19 protein-coding genes and 1 pseudogene are annotated in these 22,276 nt (G+C 69.1%); 7 read left to right on the plus strand and 13 right to left on the minus strand.

The window, feature by feature from the left end:
* Positions 1-51: 51 nt before the first annotated feature.
* Both MBA17_RS21590 and MBA17_RS21595 read right to left on the minus strand, forming a co-directional pair.
* Positions 52-948 (minus strand): RNA polymerase sigma-70 factor, encoded by an 897-nt coding sequence (locus MBA17_RS21590; RefSeq protein WP_238498329.1) that lies wholly within the window; start codon positions 946-948, stop codon positions 52-54.
* 158 nt (positions 949-1,106) lie between these two features.
* Positions 1,107-1,754: a TetR/AcrR family transcriptional regulator gene (locus tag MBA17_RS21595; protein WP_238498330.1), complete on the minus strand. Its 648-nt coding sequence runs from the start codon at positions 1,752-1,754 to the stop codon at positions 1,107-1,109.
* A gap of 91 nt (positions 1,755-1,845) precedes the next feature.
* On the opposite strand from MBA17_RS21595, the gene MBA17_RS21600 reads away from it, so the two are divergent.
* Positions 1,846-2,592, plus strand: coding sequence for an NADPH-dependent F420 reductase (locus MBA17_RS21600; RefSeq protein ID WP_238498331.1), 747 nt, complete (start codon positions 1,846-1,848; stop codon positions 2,590-2,592).
* Positions 2,593-3,017: 425 nt separating this feature from the next.
* Positions 3,018-3,830, plus strand: coding sequence for a hypothetical protein (locus MBA17_RS21605; RefSeq protein ID WP_238498332.1), 813 nt, complete (start codon positions 3,018-3,020; stop codon positions 3,828-3,830).
* Between the two features lie 359 nt (positions 3,831-4,189).
* On the opposite strand, the gene MBA17_RS49575 is transcribed toward MBA17_RS21605, so the two are convergent.
* Positions 4,190-4,321: a hypothetical protein gene (locus MBA17_RS49575; RefSeq protein WP_274385719.1), complete on the minus strand. Its 132-nt coding sequence runs from the start codon at positions 4,319-4,321 to the stop codon at positions 4,190-4,192.
* A 97-nt stretch (positions 4,322-4,418) separates the two neighbouring features.
* Positions 4,419-4,673 (minus strand): hypothetical protein, encoded by a 255-nt coding sequence (locus MBA17_RS21610; RefSeq protein WP_238498333.1) that lies wholly within the window; start codon positions 4,671-4,673, stop codon positions 4,419-4,421.
* 89 nt (positions 4,674-4,762) lie between these two features.
* Here MBA17_RS21610 and MBA17_RS21615 point away from each other — a divergent pair, with 89 nt between their 5' ends.
* Positions 4,763-5,509, plus strand: coding sequence for a hypothetical protein (locus MBA17_RS21615; protein ID WP_238498334.1), 747 nt, complete (start codon positions 4,763-4,765; stop codon positions 5,507-5,509).
* A 184-nt stretch (positions 5,510-5,693) separates the two neighbouring features.
* On the opposite strand, the gene MBA17_RS21620 is transcribed toward MBA17_RS21615, so the two are convergent.
* The 3 genes from MBA17_RS21620 to MBA17_RS21630 form a co-directional block, all read right to left on the minus strand.
* Complete coding sequence (locus MBA17_RS21620; protein WP_238498335.1) at positions 5,694-7,070, minus strand: hypothetical protein; 1,377 nt, start codon at positions 7,068-7,070, stop codon at positions 5,694-5,696.
* A gap of 120 nt (positions 7,071-7,190) precedes the next feature.
* A complete protein-coding gene (locus MBA17_RS21625) occupies positions 7,191-7,820 on the minus strand; it encodes a TetR/AcrR family transcriptional regulator (RefSeq protein ID WP_238498336.1) in 630 nt (209 codons plus the stop codon).
* A gap of 281 nt (positions 7,821-8,101) precedes the next feature.
* Positions 8,102-8,512: a winged helix-turn-helix transcriptional regulator gene (locus MBA17_RS21630; protein ID WP_274385720.1), complete on the minus strand. Its 411-nt coding sequence runs from the start codon at positions 8,510-8,512 to the stop codon at positions 8,102-8,104.
* A gap of 79 nt (positions 8,513-8,591) precedes the next feature.
* Here MBA17_RS21630 and MBA17_RS21635 point away from each other — a divergent pair, with 79 nt between their 5' ends.
* Positions 8,592-9,299, plus strand: coding sequence for an SDR family NAD(P)-dependent oxidoreductase (locus MBA17_RS21635; RefSeq protein WP_238498337.1), 708 nt, complete (start codon positions 8,592-8,594; stop codon positions 9,297-9,299).
* Positions 9,300-9,617: 318 nt separating this feature from the next.
* On the opposite strand, the gene MBA17_RS21640 is transcribed toward MBA17_RS21635, so the two are convergent.
* From MBA17_RS21640 to MBA17_RS21655, 4 genes are all read right to left on the minus strand, one after another.
* Positions 9,618-10,175: a DinB family protein gene (locus tag MBA17_RS21640; RefSeq protein ID WP_238498338.1), complete on the minus strand. Its 558-nt coding sequence runs from the start codon at positions 10,173-10,175 to the stop codon at positions 9,618-9,620.
* Between the two features lie 183 nt (positions 10,176-10,358).
* Positions 10,359-12,977: an RCC1 domain-containing protein gene (locus tag MBA17_RS21645; RefSeq protein ID WP_238498339.1), complete on the minus strand. Its 2,619-nt coding sequence runs from the start codon at positions 12,975-12,977 to the stop codon at positions 10,359-10,361.
* A 144-nt stretch (positions 12,978-13,121) separates the two neighbouring features.
* Positions 13,122-13,781, minus strand: coding sequence for a response regulator (locus MBA17_RS21650; RefSeq protein WP_238498340.1), 660 nt, complete (start codon positions 13,779-13,781; stop codon positions 13,122-13,124).
* On the minus strand, positions 13,778-14,932 hold the full coding sequence (locus MBA17_RS21655; protein WP_238498341.1) for a sensor histidine kinase: 1,155 nt from the start codon (positions 14,930-14,932) through the stop codon (positions 13,778-13,780). The genes MBA17_RS21650 and MBA17_RS21655 overlap by 4 nt, the downstream gene beginning before the upstream one ends.
* Before the next feature lie 452 nt (positions 14,933-15,384).
* Between MBA17_RS21655 and MBA17_RS21660 the strand changes: the two genes are divergently transcribed.
* The 3 genes and pseudogenes from MBA17_RS21660 to MBA17_RS21670 all read left to right on the plus strand — a co-directional run bounded on the left by MBA17_RS21660 (position 15,385) and on the right by MBA17_RS21670 (position 19,834).
* Complete coding sequence (locus tag MBA17_RS21660; RefSeq protein ID WP_238498342.1) at positions 15,385-16,506, plus strand: histidine kinase; 1,122 nt, start codon at positions 15,385-15,387, stop codon at positions 16,504-16,506.
* A 3-nt stretch (positions 16,507-16,509) separates the two neighbouring features.
* A pseudogene (locus MBA17_RS21665) lies at positions 16,510-16,650 on the plus strand (response regulator); the annotation flags it as partial.
* Positions 16,651-16,867: 217 nt separating this feature from the next.
* On the plus strand, positions 16,868-19,834 hold the full coding sequence (locus MBA17_RS21670; RefSeq protein WP_238498344.1) for an ATP-binding protein: 2,967 nt from the start codon (positions 16,868-16,870) through the stop codon (positions 19,832-19,834).
* A gap of 75 nt (positions 19,835-19,909) precedes the next feature.
* Here MBA17_RS21670 and MBA17_RS21675 read toward each other — a convergent pair whose 3' ends face one another.
* Positions 19,910-21,106 carry an erythromycin esterase family protein gene (locus MBA17_RS21675; protein ID WP_238498345.1) on the minus strand — a complete coding sequence of 399 codons (1,197 nt, stop codon included), beginning with the start codon at positions 21,104-21,106 and terminating at the stop codon, positions 19,910-19,912.
* Positions 21,107-21,762: 656 nt separating this feature from the next.
* A complete protein-coding gene (locus MBA17_RS21680; RefSeq protein ID WP_238498346.1) occupies positions 21,763-22,137 on the minus strand; it encodes a nitroreductase family deazaflavin-dependent oxidoreductase in 375 nt (124 codons plus the stop codon).
* Positions 22,138-22,276: the final 139 nt, after the last annotated feature.

Raw genomic sequence — 22,276 nt, forward strand, 5'->3', positions numbered from 1 at the left:
CCCACGGAGAGCGCGAGGCCGAGTGTGCTTCGGCCTCGCGCGGTTGTCAGGTCACCTATAAGAACCGGACTGACCAGCCGAATGTGACAACCGAAGCTTGTCGGGATTGGCGATGATGCGAATCTCGCTGATCAGGCCGCCCGCGATCTCCGGCACCAGCACGCCGATCAGCTCCTCACCGGCCAGGGCCAGCAGGCCAGGAGCGCCGTTCAGTTCCGCGATCGACAACTGCACCCGCTGACCGGTGGTGTTCAGCGCACCTACCAGGTAGCGCGCCACCTTGTCGGCGCCGGAGACAGGCCGCCTGGCAGCGCCGACCCTGCCGCCGCCGTCCACCCACACGGTCACGTCCTCGGCCAGCAGCTTTTCCAGCCCTGGCAGATCCCCCTCCTGCGCAGCCGCCAGGAAACCCGCCACCAGGTCGTGGCGGTAGGCGTGGTCCACCCGGCGTTCGGCGCTCCCGGGATCGTCGGCGAGCCGCCGGCGAGCACGCCGGTACAGCTGCCGGGAGTTCGCTTCGGAGGAATCGATGACCTCGGCCACCTGTCGATGGCTGTAGCCGAAGGCCTCACGGAGCACGAACACCGCACGCTCCACGGGGTTGAGCCGTTCCAGCAACACCAGGAAGGCCAGCGAGACGAGGTCTCGCCGCTCGGCGGTGTCCAGCGGCCCCAGAGCGTTGTCCGCGGTCAGCACCGGCTCAGGCAACCACGAACCGACATAGCTCTCCCGAAGAGCACGCGCCGACGTCAACCGGTTCACACACAGGTTGGTGGCCACCTTGGCCAGCCACGCCCACGGCGACTCGACAGCCGACGCGTGGTGCCAGCGAAGGAAGGCGTCCTGGACCACGTCCTCGGCCTCCTCAGCCGAACCCAGCATCCGATACGCCAACCCGAACAGCTTCGAGCGGTGCCGCTCGAACTCCTCGACCGCATCAACCGTCACGCCCGCCAGCCTTCCAGGCCATCAAGCCGGGCCGATATCCGACCTCAGTACGGCTGGCTGATGTAGGTGACCCTGGGGGTACGCGCCCGTCGCTTCGAGTATTGATGGCCGCCGCGTCTGCACCTCCCCTGAACTCCCACGCCACCGTGGTGCTCGGCTCAGGGCAGTTGCCGGCAGGGTGGGGTGCCGACGTCGAGGTGGTGGAGGGCCGCCAGGAGAGGCCACGTCGAGGCGGCCATCTCGGCGGGTGAGTGCGGGCATCCGCGTCGGAGCCATTCGGCGGCCACGCCGACGAGCGCGCCGGCGGTGAAGGCGGCCGGCACGTCCAGCGGCAGGTCGGCCGCCGAAGCAGCGGACTCGGGTGCGCCGTCACCGGCCGCGGTCCGGCGCGCGGCGGTGTGGACGGCCTCGGTGATGCGGCGGCGCACGTGGTCGATGACGCGGGCGCTGCCCTGCGGCCCCAGCAGGCCGCGGTGGAGGCCGGCGTGCTCGGCGAGGTTGGCGAAGAAGGCCTGAAGCGACCGGGTCGGATCCTCGTCGGTGTTCACCGGGTCGAGGGCGGGCAGGGACGCTATCAGGTCGTCGATCACGGCGGTGCACGCGGCCTCGGCCAGCTCGTGCACGTCGCGGTAGTGGTCGTAGAAGGCGGACCGGCTGACCTCGGCCTGTTCGGCGACGTCGGCGATGCTGATCTGGGACAGATCTCGCTCCCCGACGAGCCGGATCAGGGCGCGTTGCAGGGCCTCCTGGGTCCGCCGCACGCGTCGGTCGACCTTCGGGGTGCTGCTGCCTCCGACCGTGACCATGTCTGCCACCTTATCGTTCCTGCACATCTGTAGGTATTCTTGCATGTGGAGGATAACTTGCAGATGTAAGCGAACCTGGAGGCCTGGCAGCATGACGAAGACCCTCGGACTGATCGGCACCGGCATGATCGGCGGCGTGCTGGCCCGCCTCGCCGTCGCCGCCGGCATGGACGTCGTCCTCAGCAATTCCCGCGGCCCCGAGACCCTCGCCGACCTTGTGACCGAGCTCGGTGCGCATGCCCGCGCGGCCACACCGTCCGAGGCCGCTGAAGCCGGAGACCTGGTGGTGGCCACCGTCCCGCTGCACGCCTACGACAGGCTGCCCGCCGACGCCCTGGCGGGCAGGACCGTGATCGACACGATGAACTACTACCCTGAGCGCGACGGCCGCATCGCCGAGTTGGACGCGGGTGAGCTGACCTCCAGCGCCCTGGTCCAGCGGCACCTGGCCGGTGCTCGCGTCGTCAAGGCGTTCAACAACATCGACTTCCACCGCCTGCTCACCAACGCCCGCCCCGCGGGCGCGCCCGACCGCAGCGCCCTGCCCATCGCCGGCGACGACCCGGCCGCCAAGGCCGAGGTGGCCGCGTTGCTGGACACTCTCGGCTACGACGCGGTCGACATCGGCACGCTGGCCGACAGTTGGCGCAGCGAGCCCGAAACGCCGGTCTACGTGCGGCCGTACTTTCCGGTGCGGCCGCCCGAAGGGCTCGGCGGGGAGGAAGCCTACCGCTGGTTCCTGGAGACGCCGGGCGTTGCGGTGCCTGCCGATCAGATCCGGGCACTGACCGGCAGCGTCGTCCGGGGGAGCGCAGGTGGAAGCTTCCCTAAGCGGTGACTGGTGAATCGATGCGCGGCCGGCCACTGTCAGTGGGGGATGCCCTCGACGCGGACGTCACGGACCGCGACGTCGTCGTGGTCGACGAGCTCGACAGCGCCCTGCCGCCGAGCTGACCCCCGTTGATCGGCTCCTGGTCGCTCAACGGGGGATCAGTGACCGCAAGGCAGGACTGCCGGCATAGGAGCGGTCAGTTGCAGAGCGGGTTTCTTCGGCAGAGGGCCCGGAGTCGCGAGAAAGCGGAGCACAACCGGCTTCACCGGTCCGGCATCCCACAGGATCGACCCGGTCCTCAGGGGTCAGTTCAAGGGACAGGCTCGCCGTCCAAAAGACCTTGATCCACGGGTCTTGGCTGTTGCTCGGGTTGAGACGCGGTGGTTACGCTCCGGTTCAGTGAATTGATCGCGCCTGCGTGGGGGGCTGGCTTGCTCGCTTTCGTTGGGACGCTGTGGGTCGTTGGCGTGGTGCTTCTCGCCGGGGCGGTGATCGGACAGTCCGTGAATCTGGGTGGGGTAGAGCTTCCCGCGCTCACCTCGTCGAGGGTTCGAAAGGCCGTGGGGGCCATCGGGGTGTTCGCGCTCCTGCTGGGGCTGCTTCTCTACGTGCCGACTCTGGCGGAAGCGGGAGGTTCGGGCCAGGCTGACGGCTCATCCGGCAGTCCTACGGCGGACCCGCCGCAGCCTTCCAACGCCGATGAACCGCCTGTTTCTCCCAACGTGTCGACCACGCCCAGCTCAGCCCCGGATACGACTTCGGACCCGAAGGATTCGCCGCCACCCGAGCCCAGTTCGGCACCGGAGACGCCTTCGTCTCCGAAGGATTCGCCGCCACCCGAGCCCAGTTCGGCCCCGCCCACGCAGCCCAAGCCCAGGGCGCCGACCGTGAGAGTGCGCTGGCATGGCCAATTGCTCATCTACAGCAATGGGGCTCCCACGGGATGGTGGCTGGACAATGTGCCGCCGACCCGGGCAGTGATCGGTGATCTCGGCCTCGAGTGCGACTGTCACCCCGGCGAAGTCGTCGCTCCCGCCATTGCGGCGTGGGATGGTTCGGAGCCGCCGGACTATCGGCAATGCTTCGAGATGAGCGGCCTGTTGGCGCGGCGGGCGCTGGCCGTCCAGGAGGGGTCCATGGCCTGTCTCAAAACCATGAGCGGCCGTTTGGGCTACTTCACGGTGACGAGCATGCCGGGCACTTCCGAGCTGATCGTGGAAGCGACCATCTGGGATCGCCGGTAACGCCGACGAGGCAGGCGCGGTCGCGGGGTGAGAAGTGCGCATGCGGCGCCGGCCGGAAGACGCTCGCCGAGATCACGGCCGAGGGCGCGTTCCTGGAGACGCATGACGCACCATGGTTGTTGTGACCGAGGAGCCTCTCACTGGCGGAAACAACGCCCTGCACGTGGTGCGGGCCGGCGATACGGTACGCCGTACGCGCGACGCCGGTTCCGCGTTCGCCGCCGCCATGCCGAAGCAGCCATCGCCTGGGCCACAGCCGATCGCGAACTCATCCACCGGCACCAGACGCTCCTGCTGTCCGCACTGCAAGGGATCGGCTGACCGCCGAACCACCCGATCCAGATCCGAGCTGAGGGACGCTATTCGGTGTTGCGGTATTTGCCCGCCTCGAAGTACGACAGCAGGTCCCCGCTGTGGCTCCCCAGAGCGTGTGGGTCGACGCGCCACATTCCGTAGGACTCGGCGTACAGCTCATCCGCTGTCTTCGCCAAGCTCGTGATTCTGCCGGCGTCATACGAGATACGCGGCTTGTACGTGAGCTGTGAGCTTTGTACGGACATGCTGCTGAGCCTATGGCGAAGTAGCCATTCAGCCAGTTCCGAGCCCGGTCAATACGGCGGGGATACGGTCATTCCCAGGTGAATTCGGTCGGCGACGCTGCGCGAGCACGATGGCGGCCACCGCAACGACGATGCCGACCACGGGTTGATCAGGCCATTTCTCCAGGCCAATGCCAACTTTCTTCTTGCCGTGGCGATAGGAGCTCCAGGCCGTCAGGGGAATTACGGCGAGTCTTTTTAGCCGCACAATTCGTGAGAGCGTTTCAGCGGAAAGTAATTTCATCGAAATCCTGGCGCGGGCTATCCACTCGGCTGGTTGCTCCGAATGGTGTCCACGAGCCGAAAATTCGGCCTGAGTGAACGGAGTAGCTCGTGCATCAAAGGTCCAAGGGAAGGCATTCTCGGTGGTGGCAGCTGATCGCTCTGCTGATCGGCACGGTCGCCGTGTTCGGGACGGGAGTGTTGCCTGCGAGCGCCTCTGTCCCGGGAGCCTCTGTCCTGAGCGCCTCGACAGCGGCCCTACGCAACTTCGACGCGGTCACCACGGTCAATGAGGGGACCGTGTGGAAGCACATGGCGCTGATCGGCAGCCAGTACGTGATCTTCAACGACAAGGGGATCATCGAAGGACCTGCCAGTATCCAAGCGAAATGGCCGTTCCTGCCCGAGCAGTTCACCCACGACGTCGACTCGGCGGGCATCTACATCAGCGGCTCGGGCTATCGCTGGCAGCACGTCTGGACCAAGGGCAACCAGGCAATCGTTTTTGAGGACGGCGGTGTCGTCTCCGGACCGACGACGATTCCGTCCCCATACGACGGTATCAGCGTCTACATCGACGGGTCGGTTACCCAGATGGCGGTTCGCGGAGAAAGCTACGTGATCTTCCGGGGTGGCAACTACCAGATTCCGACACGGCCGTTGGCGGATCTCTGGTTCCTGCCCGAACGCTTCAAGCGCGACCTCGACGACGTTTCACTCCAGGCCGAGGGCACGGTGAAGTGGAGCTTCTACAAGGGCAATGAACGTATTATCTTCGACCAGTCGGGAAGAGTGTACGAACTAATCGGCCTCGACACCAAGTGGTGGTTCCTGAACAACTGGCGATCCACCGTCTGACCGTTCTTCACCTGAGTTATCCGTAAGCGGGTGGCCCGGCCGCTTGGCCGGGCCACCCGCCCGGGGGCATCGCGAGCACCGTCGGCGTTCAAGAATGAAATGGTCAGTCGTGCGAGCTCGAAGAACCGGGGCTGGGGTCACGCTTGGGAGAACACCCCCGAAGCGGGCGGGCGTGGTGACGCAGTCACGGCATGGCCAGTGGGATGATCCTGCGGAATTTGCCGCCGGGTGACTGCTGCGGTGGTTCGTCCGCGCGCTCGAGCGTGACCTCGCCGACCTTGTGCTCGGTGAGCAGGTGGGTGACCTTGTCGCGCACGGTCTGCCATACGCGGTCGGCGTCCGCGCCGTCTGCGAGCCGTAGGCGTACGCGCAGCGTGGTGGGCGCGGTCTGGACGAGCTGGAACAGCTCCATGCCGGGGATGTCCAGCGCGGCACCGAAGGCCATGGGCGAGATGCTGACGTGCTCCCCGCGATCGGTGGGAAAGGTGAGCAGCTCGGCGACGCGGCCCTGCACCTGGACAGCGGGGAGCGGGCTGCCGCACGGGCAGGGGTCGGGCCGGACCAGGACGCTGTCGCCGAGGTCGTAGCGCAGGATCGGCTGGACCCGGTTGGCGAGGTTGCTCATCAGTACGGTGTGCGAGAGCTGACCTGGCGGGACAGGCCGATGGTCGGCGTCGACCGGTTCCAGGACAGCCCAGTCGCTGTTGACGTGGTACCAGCCATGCGCGCAGCCGGCGCTGAGGAAGCCGCACTCGCCGCAGGCGTAAGCGGGGCGGACCTTGGCCTGGAACGCGGTGGCGATCCGCTCCCGGGCGTCCGGGGTCAGCGTCTCGCCGCCGGGAATGACGACCGCCGGGTGGATACGCAGACGGCCCGCTTCCTGCTCGCCGGCCAGCAGCGTGAGCATGCCCACGAAGCCGGCGACAGCGGCCGGATTGAACCGGTTGAGCTCATCCACCAACTCCGCCATCGGCTGGTTGATCGAGAAGACCCGCATCATCCGGCCGAGCCATGGCCTGTCCAGGGCCAACCGGGCCGGCGCCGCGACGGTGGCGAAATGGCCGCCGGGTGCGGTGACGATGGCGGTCCGGCCGGCGCGGGCGAGGGTCCGGATGACATCGCGGGCCGCCAGCCCGCTGCCGCCGCGAAACCCGAGGCCCGTTTGCACGGCCATGGTCAGGTCGTCCAGTACGAAGAGGCCGCGCACACCGCTGGTGCCGGTGGTGGTGACCACCAGGTACCGGCCACAGAACCGGTGCCCCACGAGGCTCGGGTCGGCCACGAATGCCTCGATCCCCTCGCGCGTCACCTGGCGGTCGGTGGCCCAGTCGTCGAAGCGGGCCGTCAGCATCTTCTTGTCGGTGACCGGAAGCAGCGCCGGGTCGTCGACCTGCTCCGGCAGATCCCGGTACAGCTCGCGGTAGTAGGGCGAGTGAGCGCGAGCGTAGGCCACCATCTCGGCGAGGCGGGCGCGCTGCCGCTGCGCGAGCGCTGCGGGGCCTTCCCGCATGGCGCGTCGCGCGTCACGGGCGAGCCGTCGGACGCTTTCTTCTTTCCCCATGATGAGCTGGTCCTCTCTCCTTCGATGCCGTCGTCCTCAGCCGGTGGGCAGGCCATCGGGCCCGGCGACAGGTGCATTTCCCGGAGGCGTCGATGGTGCTTGAGCCGAGTCGCGCCCTCGTCAGGAGCTTTCGGTGGGCTGCCGCACCGAAAGCAGGCCGTGCATGGCGACCTCGACGCCACGCCGGGACGCCTCCCACAGCTCCTCCTGTGTACGGCCGAGCTGGACACTGGCCAGGCTCGCCTGCTGGATGGCGCCCAGCAGGGATCCGGTCATCGCCGCCGCGGTGATCGGATCCAGTTGGTCGGGGAACGCCTTCTGCAACTCGCCGGCGATCCGCTGCTGCAGGTCCAACAGCAGGTACAGCCCCTTCGCCTGAAGCGCCGGCGTGGTCAGCACCAGCCGGGCCGTCGCCGACAGCTCCTCGGGCTCCTTGGGAGGAACCTTGGGGCGGCGGTGGGCGGCGTACTCCTGGACCATCCTCACCAGCACCTCGCCTGGGCTCTCTTCTGGCCGGCGTTCCGCGATCGCCCGGAACAGCACGTCGAAGTCCCGCTCCGTGCCGACCCACAGCACCTCGTCCTTGCTGCGGAAGTAGTTGGAGAACGTCTTGGGGTCGACATCGGCCGCCGCGGCGATCTGCGCCATCGTGGTCTGCTCATACCCCTGCTCCTCGAACAGCCGGACAGCCGTCATGACGATCCGCTGTCGGGTCTCACGCTTCTTCCGCTCACGCCGCGACTCCTGCATGACCCAAATATACGTATACAAGAATTTTCCAGCAACCGGAATAATTCATGAGCTGCCACAAGAACGGGGTGCCAGGGGAGGGGGCGACGAGCATCGGAACGAAGTCCCGTTGGCGGAGCCCGAGTCGGTGGCTTCGCGTGACTTTCGTTCGGATGCGTCTCGGTTGAGGATCTGTGCAGGTCGGGGTGCCCTGGAAGGTCGTTCCGGTGGAGGATCCCCTACGGAGCACCACCACGATCAAGAGCTGATCCGCCTGCTTGCGGCTCGCGGCGCGGCAGGCCTCAGCGGTTGTCGTAGCGGTGGCGGGCGGCTTCGATCTCGTCGTTGTGGTCGGTGGCCCACTGGACGAAGGCGTAGGCGGTCTCGCGCATCTTCTCGCCCAGCGGGGTGAGCCGGTATTCGACGCGGGGCGGCATCTCGGGGTAGGAGGTGCGGGTGAGCAGGCCGTCGCGCTCCAGGTGCCGGAGGGTGAGGGTGAGCATCCGCTGGGAGATGCCGGGGATCTGGTCGTACAGGGCGCCGAAGCGAAGGGGCCCGGCGGCGAGGACGCCGATGACGAGCATGGACCATTTGTCGCCGACGCGGTCGAGGGTGTCGCGGATGCCTTGGCCGTTGTCGGGCCAGCTCGCGCAGGGATGCGGTGGGGTCCGGGCCGCCGCCATGCGCGGGTCTGGATCTTGGCTTGCGAACATCAATGTGCCTTTTGTACGGGTCGGAAGGGTTTCCTATCGTGGAGCTACTTACAAATCGTAACGAATGTGGGGTAGCTGCATGCCTTCCACCACCACCACCACCATCGCCGTCGTCGGTGCCGGGCCGGGTCTGGGCCGGGCGATCGCCCGCCGGTTCGGTGCCGCCGGGCACCCGGTCGCGCTGATCTCCCGCAGCCGGGCCAAGCTGCAGCCGATCGCCGACTCCCTGGCCGCGGAGGGGATCACCGCCGGGGTCTACCCGGCCGATGTCACCGACAGCGCGGGGCTGACCGCCACGCTGGCGGCCGCCGCCGCCGACCTCGGCCGGATCGGGGTGCTGTCCTACAGCCCGGCGCCGGCCTGGGACCACAGCGCCGGCCCGGTGCCCGACATCGCGGCGATGGGAATCACCACGGCGTTGGAGACCACGCCGGAATCGGCCCGCTCCCAGGTCGACCTGATCGTCGGAGGCGCGCTGACCGCCGTGGCGGCGGTCCTGCCCGGGATGCGGAAGGAAGGCGACGGGGCGCTGTTGTTCACCACGGGCGCTTCGGCGATCATTCCGATCCCGCTGCTCGGCAATGCCGGGATCGCCCAGGCGGGCCTGCGGCAGTGGGCGAATTCCATCCAGGGCGACCTGGCCGGCGAAGGCGTCTACGTCGGGCACGTGTGCGTGGGCGTCGCGATTGTCCCCGGTGGAGGTGAAGGCGACCCCGACGCCATCGCTGAGCGCTGGTACCGGCTCGCCCAGGCTCGCGACACCTTCGAGACCACGATCGGCTTCTGACCCCCCGGCCCCGCGCCCGGCCCTCACCGACCAGTCACCCGGGCCGGATCAGCCTCACTGCCGTGGTCTGACCGTCAGCACGATCGTTCGGAACCAGTGGGTCCCACGAGCGGGTCGAGGAGGCGGACCCGTGGATGAGGAGGAGCGCGGGGGCGTCGCGGGGGCCGTCCTGGCACACGTAGATGGTGCCGTCGTCCAGAGCCTCAGCGGCCTCAGCGTCGCCTTTCACGTGCGGTTCGCCGTCAGGGCGCGCAGCGGATCCGTAGGGAAGATCACGGGCGCGCCGGCACCAGCACGCGTGAAGTAGTCGGGGACGTGCTAGAAGGCGAAGTCCTCGGGCGCACCTTCACCAACGCGGCCATCCACTGCCTCACGAAGAATGTCCGCGTGGCCCGTGTGCCGTGCGTATTCCTCAATCATGTCCAAGAGCATGGCGCGGACAGTGGGTGTGCGACCGTCCGGCCAGGTGAAGGACGCCGGTCCGTCGAGCCCGCGCTCCTTGATGACCTCAGCCACGATCTCGCGCGACCGCTCGACGGCGTCTCGCCACACTGCGTAGACATCTTCCGGGGAGTCCAGCGCCCCGGTGCGCCACTCCCAGTCAGGGTCGGCGTCGAAGTCCACAGCGTCCCAAGGGGCTCCGTACTCGCGGCCGGCCAGCTTCACAGCCAGCCAGTCCGCCTCGACCAAAGCCACATGCTTGACGAGACCACCGAGCGTCATCGCAGTGGCGGCCGTAGTCGCACGCAGACCCTTCTCGTCGAGCCCCGACGTCTTCCAAGCGAAGGTCCGCCGGTTGCGCTGGAGAACTGAGAGCAGGGACTCCTCCTCAGAGAGGGCCGCAGACGGGAAAGGCTGGGGAGTCGATTCGCTCATGACAGGAGCATAGTCAGCCGCTCGGCCACCGCTCATCGGCAGACGACGAAATCCGGAAGCGCACCCGCCGACGGTCGAGGTCGAGGCCGCGCACGCCGTACAGATCGGTGGACATCAGAGCTCAGTCGTCCGGCGCGAGCGGGTGTGTCGGATAACAGGGCGGATCATGCCTGCCCTGCTGGTTCAGGTGTTCAGAAGGTGGTTGATCGCCGTCTGCAGGTTCGGTTGGGGGCCGATGTGCCGGGGGTCCCCGGTGGGCTGCGGGGTGCCGGTCTGCTTGAGGATCTGGCGCACCTCCGCAGGCGTCCGCGGGGCATCCGCCTGCGTGGCCACCCCCTGGAAGGCGGCCACCACGCCGGCGATGATCGCGCTCGCGCTGGAGGTGCCGTTGAAGCGGTCGTAGTACATCTTGTCGGGGTCGGTCTCGGACGGGGTCAGGTGCTGCAGGCCCGGGATGCCCAGGGTCGCCACGCACCTGCCGTACGCCTGAATGTCGACTCGCGAGCCGTACGTCGTGGTCGACGTCGGGGTCAGCTCGGCCGGTGGCGAGGTGCCCTGGCAGTTGCTTCCGCCCGGGCTGGGCGGCGAGCCCGCGCCCACAATGATCGCGCCGGAGTCCGGACGGCTCATGATGGTGGAGGCATAGATGTCGTTCGGGTCGTCGAGATCGTTCCCGCCGTTGCCCGCCGCCTCGATGACGGTGATTCCCGCTGCCGTGGCCAGCACGATCTGGTCGTAGACGGCGCTGTTGTACTCATAGGGGTACCACTTGCCGTTCGCGCTGGCGGGCGCGAGCGCGGCTTCGACCAGGATCACGTCCCCCGGCTGGGAACGCGTGGCGGCATAGGTGATCGTGTCGGGTACGGCGGTGCCGGTCAGGTGCAGCGCGGCGTTCGGCGCGATCCCGGCGAGGCCGGCCCCGTTGTCCTCCTCGGCGCTGATCACCCCGGCCACCGCGGTGCCGTGGGAGACCTCGTCGTCAGAGGCGCACGGGTCCCCGAACAGACTCGGTGTCTGGACGGGCGGCTCGCCGACGCCCTGGCGGCCGGCGAGGTCCATGTGGCAGAGGTTCCACTGATTGAGCGCCATGCTCAGCGGGACCGGGCTCACCCGGCCGGTGGTGCTGCCGTCGCCGAGCCGACCCTGGCCGTTGCCGCCCCACACGTGCAGGCGCGCGCCGGAGACGCCGATCGTGTGCGCCTGACCGGCTGCTACCGCGGCGAGGACGGCCGCGGTGCTCGATACCGGGCTGGTACGGCCCGTCGTGGTGCCGTCGCCGAGTTGCCCCTGGTCGTTGCCGCCCCAGGCCCGGACGGTTCCGCCGCTCCCCGTCGACGTGGCGACGCTGTGCCTGGTCCCCCCTGCGATGCCGGACACCGAGGTCAGGCCGGGGACCTGAATCGGGCTACCGCTGTCGGTGGTGCTGCCGTTGCCGAGCTGGCCGTGGTCGTTGTCGCCCCAGGCCCGCACCGTCTGATCGGTGAGCAGCGCCAGAACGTGATCACCTCGGCCGCTGACCTCCCTGACCCCGCTCAGGCCGGGGACGGTGACCGGGGACGGGCTGCTCGTGGTGCTGCCGTCGCCGAGCTGGCCCTGACCGTTGTCGCCCCACGCGCGCACGGTGCCGTCGGCGAGCACGACCACCGAGTGCCCCGAGCCGGCCGCTGCCGTACCCGCGGTGACGGAAACGCCGGTGAGTCCCGGCACGGTGACGGGGCTGGGCGAGTCGGTGGTGGTGCCGTTGCCGAGCTGGCCTTGGCTGTTGTCGCCCCAGGCCCGAACCGTCCCGTCGGAGAGTACGGCGAGCACGTGGCCGTCGTCGCCCGCGCTCACCCATTGTGCGCCGGTGATCCCGGGGACCTGTACGGGGACCGGGCTGTCGGTGGTGGTGCCGTTGCCGAGCTGGCCCTGGCTGTTGTCGCCCCAGGCCCACACCGTGCCGTCGGTTTTCACGACGACCGAGTAGGCGTCGCCGGCGGAGACGTATCGGACGGCGGTCAGCCCGGGGACCGCCAGCGGGACCGGGCTGCCGGTGGTGGCGCCGTTGCCGAGTTGCCCCTGGCTGTTGCCGCCCCAGGCCCACACCGCCCCGGATGACGGGTTCGAGGCGGCCACCATGAGCGAGTGGTCGGCGCCGGCCGAGAACGCGCCCACTGAGCTGTTCCCCGCCAGCACGCTGGGCTGCGCCTCGATGTCGGTGACCTTGATGCCGTCGCCCATGCCGCCCGGCTGCGCGTTGGCGTAGTCGGCGTCGACCCCCGTCCCCTGGGCGGAGCCCACCGGGTTGCGATACCGCTGGTGTACCTGAAGCGGCTCGACAGGCTCCACCGGGATCGGCTCGGCCTGGGCGATCTCCACCGACGAGAGCGCGTTCAGGTCGCGCAGCAGTCCCTCGATCCCATCGGACAGCGTGACGCGGAACCACGAGTTCAGATCCGGCAGGTCGCGACTGGCACGTTCCTCAAGCCGCGTGCCCTCCCGCGCCACCCGCTCCTCGGGGAGGGACGAGAGCGGCCTGATCGACGCGCCCGGGTACTTCGCCAGCACCGTCCGGATCGTGGCAGCCTCGTCGGCGTCCGCCGCCACCACACTCCGTCCGCGCAGGCGTACGGCCCGCTCCTCGCGGAACTTCACCGACAGTTCGGTCGTGGAGAATCCGGCGGGAAGCGGGCCGTACGTGCCGGGCGCGATTCCCTTCAGCTTGCTGTGATCGTGCACGGGGTCGGGCGCGGCGGCAACGGGCAGGGGCGCTCCCAGCGCGCCCGATAAAGCGCCGACCGCGAGGGCGAGTACGGCCGTCACCAGGCGGCGTCCTCGCCTCTGTCGATGCGGAAGATCATTCACATTGGAAACATACGTCACAGACACCACGAACTTGTGGAGCCGGAGGGCGTCTCGGTCCGGTCATCCGCTCGAACGCCACACGCCCACTGCCCGCGCGGTCCGTCAGGCCACCAGGCCTTGGCGGTAGGCGTAGACGACCGCTTGGACGCGGTCGCGGAGCGAGAGCTTGGTGAGGATGCGCGACACGAAGGTCTTGACGGTCTCCTGGCTCAGCACGAGGACCCCGGCGATTTCTCTGTTGGAGAGGCCGTCCGCGATGAGGCGAAGGACCTCCAGTTCGCGAGGGGTCAGCGGGATGTCCTGCGGGGTGCCCTCGGCGGGCCGGATCCGGGCGGCGTACCTGCCGACGAGCTGGCGGGTCACTTCGGGGTCCAGCAGTGCCGCGCCCGTGGTCACGGTCCGGATCCCGTGCAGCAGCTGGGCCGGCGGTGCGTCCTTGAGCAGGAACCCGCTCGCCCCCGCGCGCAGCGCCTCGTAGACGTACTCGTCCAGGTTGAACGTCGTCACCACGAGCACCTTGACGGGATTCGGCACCCCGGCACCGGCCAGCAGACGGGTGGCCTCGATGCCGTCGAGCACCGGCATGCGTATGTCCATCACCACGACGTCCGGGCGCAGCCGACCGGCGAGGTCGACCGCGGCCTGCCCGTCACCGCACTCGCCCGCCACTTCAAGGTCGGGTTGGGCGTCGATGATCGTCACCAGCCCGGTGCGGACCAGCACCTGGTCGTCGCAGACCAGGACCCGGATCGGCGCGGTCACGACGGGTTCCCCGCAGGTATACGTGCCTGCACGACGAAGCCGCCGCCCGTCCGCCGGCCCGCGCTGAAGTCGCCGCCCAAGACGTCGACCCGTTCGCGGAGGCCGGCGAGCCCCCGCCCGCTCCCGTCGGGGAACCCGGCCTGCGAGCCGGAGCCGTCCGTGCTGACCTCCACGGTGATCTCCCTTTCGCGGTGGTGCACCCGGACCGAGGTGCGGCTGCCGTTGGCGTACTTGAGGGCGTTCGTCAGGGCTTCCTGCACGACCCGGTAGGCCACGAGGTCGGCGCTGCCGGTGGACTCCGCCGGTGCGCCCTCTTCGGTGAACTCCACCGGTTGCCCGGCCCGGCGGGTCTGCTCCACGAGCGTGAGAAGTCTACCGACGGGTGGCGTCCTGGCCTCGGTGCCGTGGTCGGGGTTGAGCAGATCGAGCAGGTGCCGCAGGTCGGTGATGGCCCGCCGGCCGGTGTCGGTGACCGCGGTCAGGGCCTGGTCGAGGCGATCGGGCGCCGCGGTCAGATACCGCGCCGCCTCGGCCTGCACCACCATCGCCGTCACGTGGTGGGTCACGACGTCGTGGAGTTCGCGCGCGATGCGGGTGCGTTCGGCGGCGCGGGTGTCCTCGGCGACGCGGCGGCGGCGTTCGGCCTCCGCGGCCCGGGTGGAGCGCAGCCACGCCCCGATGCCCCATACGAAGGCCAGCGCCAGGTAGAACGTCACGAACTCGCCCACAGGTTCGCCCGAACCGAGCTGGAAGAGCGCGACCGCAAGCGGCACGTACGCCGCGGAGAAGAGGATCAGGTTGGCGCGTCGGCGCCGTTCCAGATGGGCCCCCATGCTCAGCACCGCGATGGCCAGCCCGGTGCCCGCGAGCGAGTGGTAGCCGCGGAGCTGGTCGACGGCGAAGCCGAGGGACACCAGGGCGAGACAGCCGGCCGGCCACCGCCGGCGTACGGCGAGCGGGAGGCATTCGAGCGCGACCGCCGCGACGGCCAGCACATCGAAGGGGCGGTGCGGCAGGCCGCCGACCTGCGTTCCGTGATTCTGGAACGCAGGCAGGAACGACGCGGTGAAGAGCAGCAGCCCGAGCGGGAGATCCCGGACCGTGACGTCGAACCGGTGCCACAGGTCGGGAACCCGCCGTAGACCGATCATTGGGGAAGCGTAGTGGTGGCGCCGACCCGGCCGGCGCGCCGGTGGCGGAGTCCGGGGACCAGCCAGTGACACTGCGTCATCACTTCGCCAGGGCGTTTTCTTCAGCTGAGGTCATGACGCAGTGTCACTGTCGGCGCCACGGAGCAGGAAGAAGACTGGGGCGGAACTCTGCTGTTCGATCCCGGAGAGCCGCACGTGGACACCCGACCCCTGCGCATTGTGCTGACGGTCGACACGGCCGTCTTCCTGCTGGTCTGCGCGGCGTTCTTCCTCCATCACCTCGGCGTCGGTCTTTCCCCCCGACGGCATGGAGTCCTGGTCCGCGAACGACCAGTGGCTAATGTGGACGGCCGCGGCTCTGACCGTGGTGAGTGCTCTGGCGGTTCCGCTGCTCGGCCTGATCACACAGCAGTTGGCTGATGACCGGTGAGGCCGACCAGGAAGGAGCTCACATGACGTCCGAGCAGACCGAGGCGACGCAGGGACAGCTGCGCACACTCAATCTCAACATAGTGTCCGCGTCGCTCTCCGCCGTAGGGGCACTCCTGGTGGCGATCGATGCCCAGACCTGGTGGCAGGCCGCCGTCCTGGGTCTGGGCTTGATAGCGGCCCAGGTGGCCGTCGCGCGATGGATAGCGGGCAGCATCTCTCGCGTCGCACTTCCCTGTCTGATCGTCACCGCGGCCGTGTGGCTGCTCGGAGTGCTGGTGGTGGACAGCGCAACGGCGTCCTATGGCATCTCCATCGTGGGCACCATGGTCATCCACCAGCTGCCGCGCCACCGAGGCGCGGCAGCCCTGGGACTGATCGCCTTCGTCGCCGCAGGGCTCGCGGCGAGGCTGCTGGTCTCACACGGGGACGTTCTCGGCATTCTGCTCGAGTACGTCCTCGTCTCCACGGGCGTCGCCGTGGTGGGGGTCGTCCTCACGTCCCTCAACCAGCGGGTCTCCAGCCTCGTCGCGGAGCTGGAGAAGGCACGAGAACGCGAAGCGGAACTGGCCGTCGCCCGGGAACGCATACGTTTCGCCAGCGACCTGCACGATATCCAGGGCCACACACTGCATGTGGTGAAGCTGAAGACCGCGCTGGCCCAGAAACTGGTACGCACCGACGCCGGAAGAGCGGAGGAGGAGCTCCGGGAGATTCACGCCCTGGTCGGCGACACCATCACGCAGACCAAGGAGCTCGCCTACGCACAGCGGCGGCTCAACCTGTCCGCGGAGCTGGAGAACGCCAAGAACCTCCTCGAAGCCGCCGGCATCGACGTGCGCGTCGACCGGAAGGCCGAGGCCGACACCCGCGCAGGCGAGCTGCTCGGCCAGGTCCTCCGGGAGACGACGACCAACATCCTGCGGCATGCCCAAGCCGAGCAGGTGCGGATCACTCTCTCGGAGTCCGGCATCACCATCGTCAACGACGGCGCGCGAGAGGACCTGCTTCCCGAACTCAGCGGACTCGCCACCCTCAGGGAACGCGTGGCGGGCGACGGAGGCGAACTGACGGTGGAGCAGAAGGACGGGCGGTTCCTCACGGCGGCGGCATTCCCGCACCTGCGCTCCAAGACTGCCCTCTAGAACATGGAAGGGCGACCGATGGCCGACGACGAGGCACTCCTCCGCATAGCGCCGGCCTCGTTGCTCCCGCTCGGGGGCGAGATCACCGTGCTCGCCGAAGCAGAAGACGGCGAGGCGGCCGTCCAGGCCACGCTGCGTCATCGATAACTGGTACGTGGTACTCACCGGTAGGCGTACATCGTAAACTGACGACGATGCCTCGACCGCGACCCTTCACTCCCGCCGCTATCGCCGGTGCCGCGCCGGCTGTCCTTGACCGCGACGGACTCGCCGGGTTGACCGCCCTCCCGCATGGCCTGACGGTCGAGCCGCCACCATGACCGAGACGCGTCGGACCACGCCAGACCGGCATGAGGTGCGTGTGGGGGTTCTGGGCACGTTGGAGGTGACCGCCGACGGTGAATCCGTGCGGGTCGGAGGCGCTCGGCTGCGTGCCCTGCTCATCCGGCTGGCGCTGGACGCGGGGCGCTTCGTCTCATCGGCGTCGCTCGCGCGGGCGCTCTGGCCGGAGGAGGGTCCCGCCGATCGGGTGCACGCGTTGCAGGCGTTGGCGTCGCGGCTTCGACGGTTGTTTCCGGAGGGCTCGTTGCGGCAGGGGCCGGGCGGCTACTGCCTGGATCTTCCACAGGATGCGGTGGATGTCATGCGGTTCGAGCGTCTGGCGCGAGAGGGCCGCCTGGCGCTGCGCGAGGGAGATCCGGGCACGGCCGTACGGCGACTGCGCGAAGCGTTGGGGTTGTGGCGGGATGCGGCTCTGTCCGAGGTCGCCCTGATGCCGGTCGCGGCACGGCTGCACGAGCTGCGGCTAGCCGCGATCGAAGATCGGGTGACGGCTGAATTCCAGCTTTCAACGGATCTTTCGGCCGTGGTGGCGGAGCTGGAAGAGCTGGTGGCCGCCCATCCTCTGCGGGAACGGCTGCGTGGCCTGCTGATCAAGGCGCTCCACGCGCTGGGCAGGCAGGCCGAGGCGCTGGCCGCTTATGAGCACTTTCGCGTTCTCCTCGCCGAGGAACTGGGGGCCGACCCGGGACGGGAGCTGCAGGAGATCCATCTCGCGGTCCTTCGCGGCGAACGGGCGGCGCCGGGCGGCAGGCCACGCGGCAATCTGCGTACGCCGCTGACCAGTTTCGTCGGGCGCGCCGACGAGCGGGCAAGGATCGCCGCACGGCTACGAGAAGACCGGTTGGTCACCCTCGTGGGCCCCGGCGGCGTCGGCAAGAGCCGGCTCGCGACCCAGATCGCCCGCGATCTGGCCGCCGACGTGCCCGGCGGAGTGTGGCTGGTGGAGTTGGCGCCGGTAGCCGATCCGGCTGACCTTCCCCAGACTCTCGCCGGCGCGCTGGGGTTGACCCAGGCCGGCCGGCTGGCCGACACGCTTCCCGCCGCCGACATCGTGGTGGTGCTGGACAACTGCGAGCACCTGATCGACGCGGCGGCGCGGTTGGTGGAAGACCTGCTCGGGAGTTGTCCCCAGCTCCGTGTGCTGGCCACCAGCCGCGAACCTCTCGGCATCCTCGGCGAGGCCCTGTGCCCGGTTGCGCCGCTTCGACCCGGAGAGGGGGTCCGGCTGCTGGCCGACCGCGCGAAAGCCGTACGGGCCGAGTTCGCGGTCACTGACGCCAACGCCGCAGACCTGGCCGAGATCTGCGACCGTTTGGACGGGCTGCCGCTGGCGATCGAGCTGGCCGCGGCCCGGCTGCGGTACCTGACCGTCGAACAGTTGGCGGCAGGGCTGGCCAACCGGTTCCAGATGCTCACCGGAGGCAGCCGTACGGCGCTGCCGCGACATCGGACCCTTCGCGCCGTCGTGGCCTGGAGCTGGGACCTGCTCCCCGACGACGAGCGCCGGACGGCGGAACGGCTGGCGGTGTTCCCCGGCTCGTTCACGCCGCAGGCGGCGACTCGGGTGTGCGGTCACGAAGCGGTGGACGCGCTGGCGGACAAGTCGCTGCTCCAGTTCGTCGGCGGCGCCGAACCGCGGTACCGGATGCTGGAGACGATCCGGGAGTACGGTCTGGAACGGCTCGCCGAGACGGGCGAGATCACCAGGGCCAGGGCTGCACACGCCGCATACTTTCTCGACCTCGCCGAACGCGCCGAACCTCCGGCGCTGATGGCGGAGCGGGACAGTCTCCGCGCCGCCGTGTATTTCGCCTGCGATACCGCCGACGCCGATACCGCGGTGCGGCTGGCCGCGGCGCTCGGCTATTTCTGGACGATCAGCGAGGATCACGCCGAGGTCGCCGGCCGGTTGCGCGCCGTGCTCGCCGTTGCGGACGATGCCGAGGTGGCGGTCGTCTACCTCCTCAACACCGTCCTGTCCGGCGAACTCGCGCAGGCGAAAGCCGACGCCGGAAGGTTCCTGGCGCTGGCCCGCGCCGAAGGCGCCGACCCGGCGTCCACGGTCTTGATCGAGGCCATGGTCGCGTTGATCTGCGGCGATGCCACCGCGGGGCTGGCCGCGATCGATGAACCACCCTCCGACTCCTACCCGCGGTCGCGGGCGATGTCGTGGTTCGTCCGCTCCTTCCTGGACGGCACCCTCGGCGACATGGCGGCCATGCGCCGCGACCTCCTGGCCGCGACGGCGGCGTTCCGGGAGGCCGGTGAGCGGTGGGGGCTGGCCATGTCGCTGAGCCATCTGGCGTTCGCGCAGTCCACGCTGGGTGACTTCGATGAGAGCGTCGCCTCGTTGGCGGAGTCGATCGCGCTGACCCGCGACCTCGGCGCCGACGAGGTCCGGCAGGTCTGGCTGTCGATGATCCGCATTCACACAGGAGACGTCGGCAACGCGCGCACCGAGCTGCTCGACATGGTCACCAGCAACCTGCCCGCCCACCAGCTCGGCGTGTCCCGCGTCCTCCTGGCCAACCTGGCCCGATACGACGGTGACCTCGACACGGCCGCGCGGTACCTCGACGACGCGGCCCGCCACCGTACGGCCTCACGCGACCCGTCCCTCCCCGTCCTGCTCCAGCTGGCGACCGCGCAGCTGGAGACGGCCAGGGGCGACCTCGAGTCGGCGCGGCGGCGACTGGCACAGGCGCTGGCCCTCGCCGAGCAGAGCAGGGACATGCCGCTGGTGGCGCTGGTCGTCGTCGGGGTGGCAGGGCTGCGCCGCGCCGCGCCCGGCGCCGCCACGAAACTGCTCGGCGCCGCGCACGCGCTGCGCGGCGGCGCCGACACCCGCCACCCCGATGTCGTACGGCTGGCGCACGACCTGCATGCCCACCTGGGTGAACGCTACCGTGACGCCTACGACCGGGGTCGCCGCCTCGATCGCGGGGTGGCGCTCGCCCTGGCCCGAGCCGCCGTGCAGGCGGGTTGATCGTTACACGGCGTCGTCCATCGCCTTCGTTCGGGTGCAGGTGGCCGCCGGCGTCGAAAGCGACCGCTATCGATCTCACCAGGGTGATATCTCCCCGACGGAGTCGACGCAGTGGGTTTCCGGGACGTGGGCGACGGCGTCGTAGGCGTCGCAGATCGGCAGGTCCATGAAGTAGTCCAGCATGCGGATGCGCTGGAAGGCCTCCGGCTGGTCCGCAGTGCGAAGGTCGGCGACCGCCAACGGCGTCTGGGCGTCGAAGACCGTTTCGATGCAGTCGGGGGTGAGCGGCGGCAGCGGCACGTCCCGCGACTCGATCCCGAGAGGATGATCGGGCGCGACCTGGCCGCTCGCGGTGCGGCCGCGGCTGCTGGTGGCCGCGATGGACACGTAGCCGTCGCCAAGCGCCCGAGCCAGGTGGTGGCCCTGCGGGAACAGTCCGAAATCGCCCTCGTGCTCGATGACCGTCTTGCGGATGTGGGTGTTGTGGGTCGCCACCACGACCCGATGGCCCTCCTCGACCAGGCGCAGCACGGATTCGGCCGCGAAGGCGTCCAGGCATGCCGTACCCACGGCCAGGCCGCGCCCGGCGAGGTCGCGATACCCGTGATCCAGATACCAGGCGCTACGCAGGTGCCGGAGTGCGGCGGCGTGCGCGGTCGCGCGGCCCTGGCCGCGCTGATATCCGGTCATGGTCTCCATGCGGACCATCAGTCGGCTGATGATGGCGGTCACCTCGTCCTGTACGGCCGGCGCCCGCCTCGCGTAGTCCATGGCGGCCTTCATGCTGGGCACGTCACGCTCGCCACCGAGCAGCCGGAAGGCGGCCTCGGCCAGGGGCAGCGCGTCCGGATCCGCAGCACGCAGATAGGTCAGGACCTCTCCGAGCGCGGTGCGAGAGGAGCCGCCGAGCCCTCCGGCGAAGCGAACCTTGTGCTCCCGCATCCAGGTCAGCAGGTCGTGCATTTCCCGGCAGTCGCCCATGCCGTGGTCCATGCCGCGGGCAGCAGCCTCCTGGACGGTCCCGGGTCCGCCCTGGACCCACGCGTCGATGGCCTGCGCCTCGGTGAACGGCGCCTCGAACGCCAAGACCGTGAAACCGCACTGCTCGACCAGGAACCGCAGCAGGCGATGCCGTACCAGGTAGAACTCGCGGACGAGATGGGCGCTCTCCCCGATCGCGACCACCCGCGCATCCGCGACCAGCTTCCGCAGGGGTTCCAGGTCGTCCAGAGACGCCATCGGGTCCAAGGACTGCGCGGAGATGATGTTCATGAGTGCCGCCCGTCGGCCATGAGCGCGAGCGGGGCGACGACGAGGAGCCACCCGGGTGAGGCCGGCCGGGTCCTCGGGCCGGACGGCGATGGTCTGGCCGCCGAGGATCTGCTTGCGCTCGGACGGCGTGCCGTGTGCGACGCGCCCGGTCGTACCGCAGACGGCACTGTGGCTTTCCCGAACCGTTTGACCAGGCCCTCTGCTTGAAACGCGTAGTTCATGAAGGACAGCCTGCGCAGCGGCCTTCACATATCCCGCGCAAACCACTCACAAACTCCCACGCCTTGTGGGAGCACTTGCACGGCCCCGTAGAACCCGCTCCTGGAAGCCAATCGGCAGGGCTGCGGCTGGGTAACGCAGCTGCCGCAGCCCCCCGCCGGTCGGGTGAAGTCATACGTGACGGCCGGTCTCCCATCATGTGATGAAACGATGACAACGCGGTTGATCTGTGGATTCGTTTGCTTGCCTGATGGTCACGCAATCGACGAACCTCTCTCCTGGCTCCCCGTTTCCCCTATGTCCACTGGCCGCCGTCGTGCCGGAGTGATCCTGGCCGTGGCTGTCGCGGTCGGGGTCACGCTCGCGGGTTGCGGCGCGTCCACCGCCTCCTCCGGCAACGGACAGGATGGTCGAGGCTCCGCGCTGGACGTCGATCGTCAGCCTGCGACCAGGTCCATACGGAGGAACTCGGTGATGCGGAGCACCTTCGGTGGGCGTGTCACCTCATCGGAGAGGGCCTGGAACGCCTCGTCTTCCCCGACGAGGCGTGGGGCGGCGAGTTCCATCTCTCTCCCGCCGACCCGGAGCCGCGCGCCGTCGGCTGCCAGGACGTTCTGCACCCAGTCCGAGCGCGATCCATACACCAGAACGAACAGGTAGCCGCCGTCGACAGGATGCGCATCGAGCGGCGTGCGGTACGTCACGCCAGAGATGCGACCGACGTGAGTCAGCACCGGCCACTTCCCGCCCGCGATCGCGCGAGGGTTGAACACCCGCTTGTTCACGTGCCCCCACCATTTCGGCATCGGCATCGGGAATCTCCTTCTCTCGCGCCGGCGGGGCGCGTCGTAGGTCAGACGTTCTCCCGTCTAATGCCCGGCCCGGGAGGACTTACATCTGTAAGGTGGCTTACGTATGTAAGGCTGACTTACGCTTGTAAGGTTGTCAACC

The organism is Dolomitihabitans soli (genome assembly GCF_022213955.1).
Classification (GTDB): Bacteria; Actinomycetota; Actinomycetes; order Streptosporangiales; family Streptosporangiaceae; genus Streptosporangium_A; species Streptosporangium_A soli.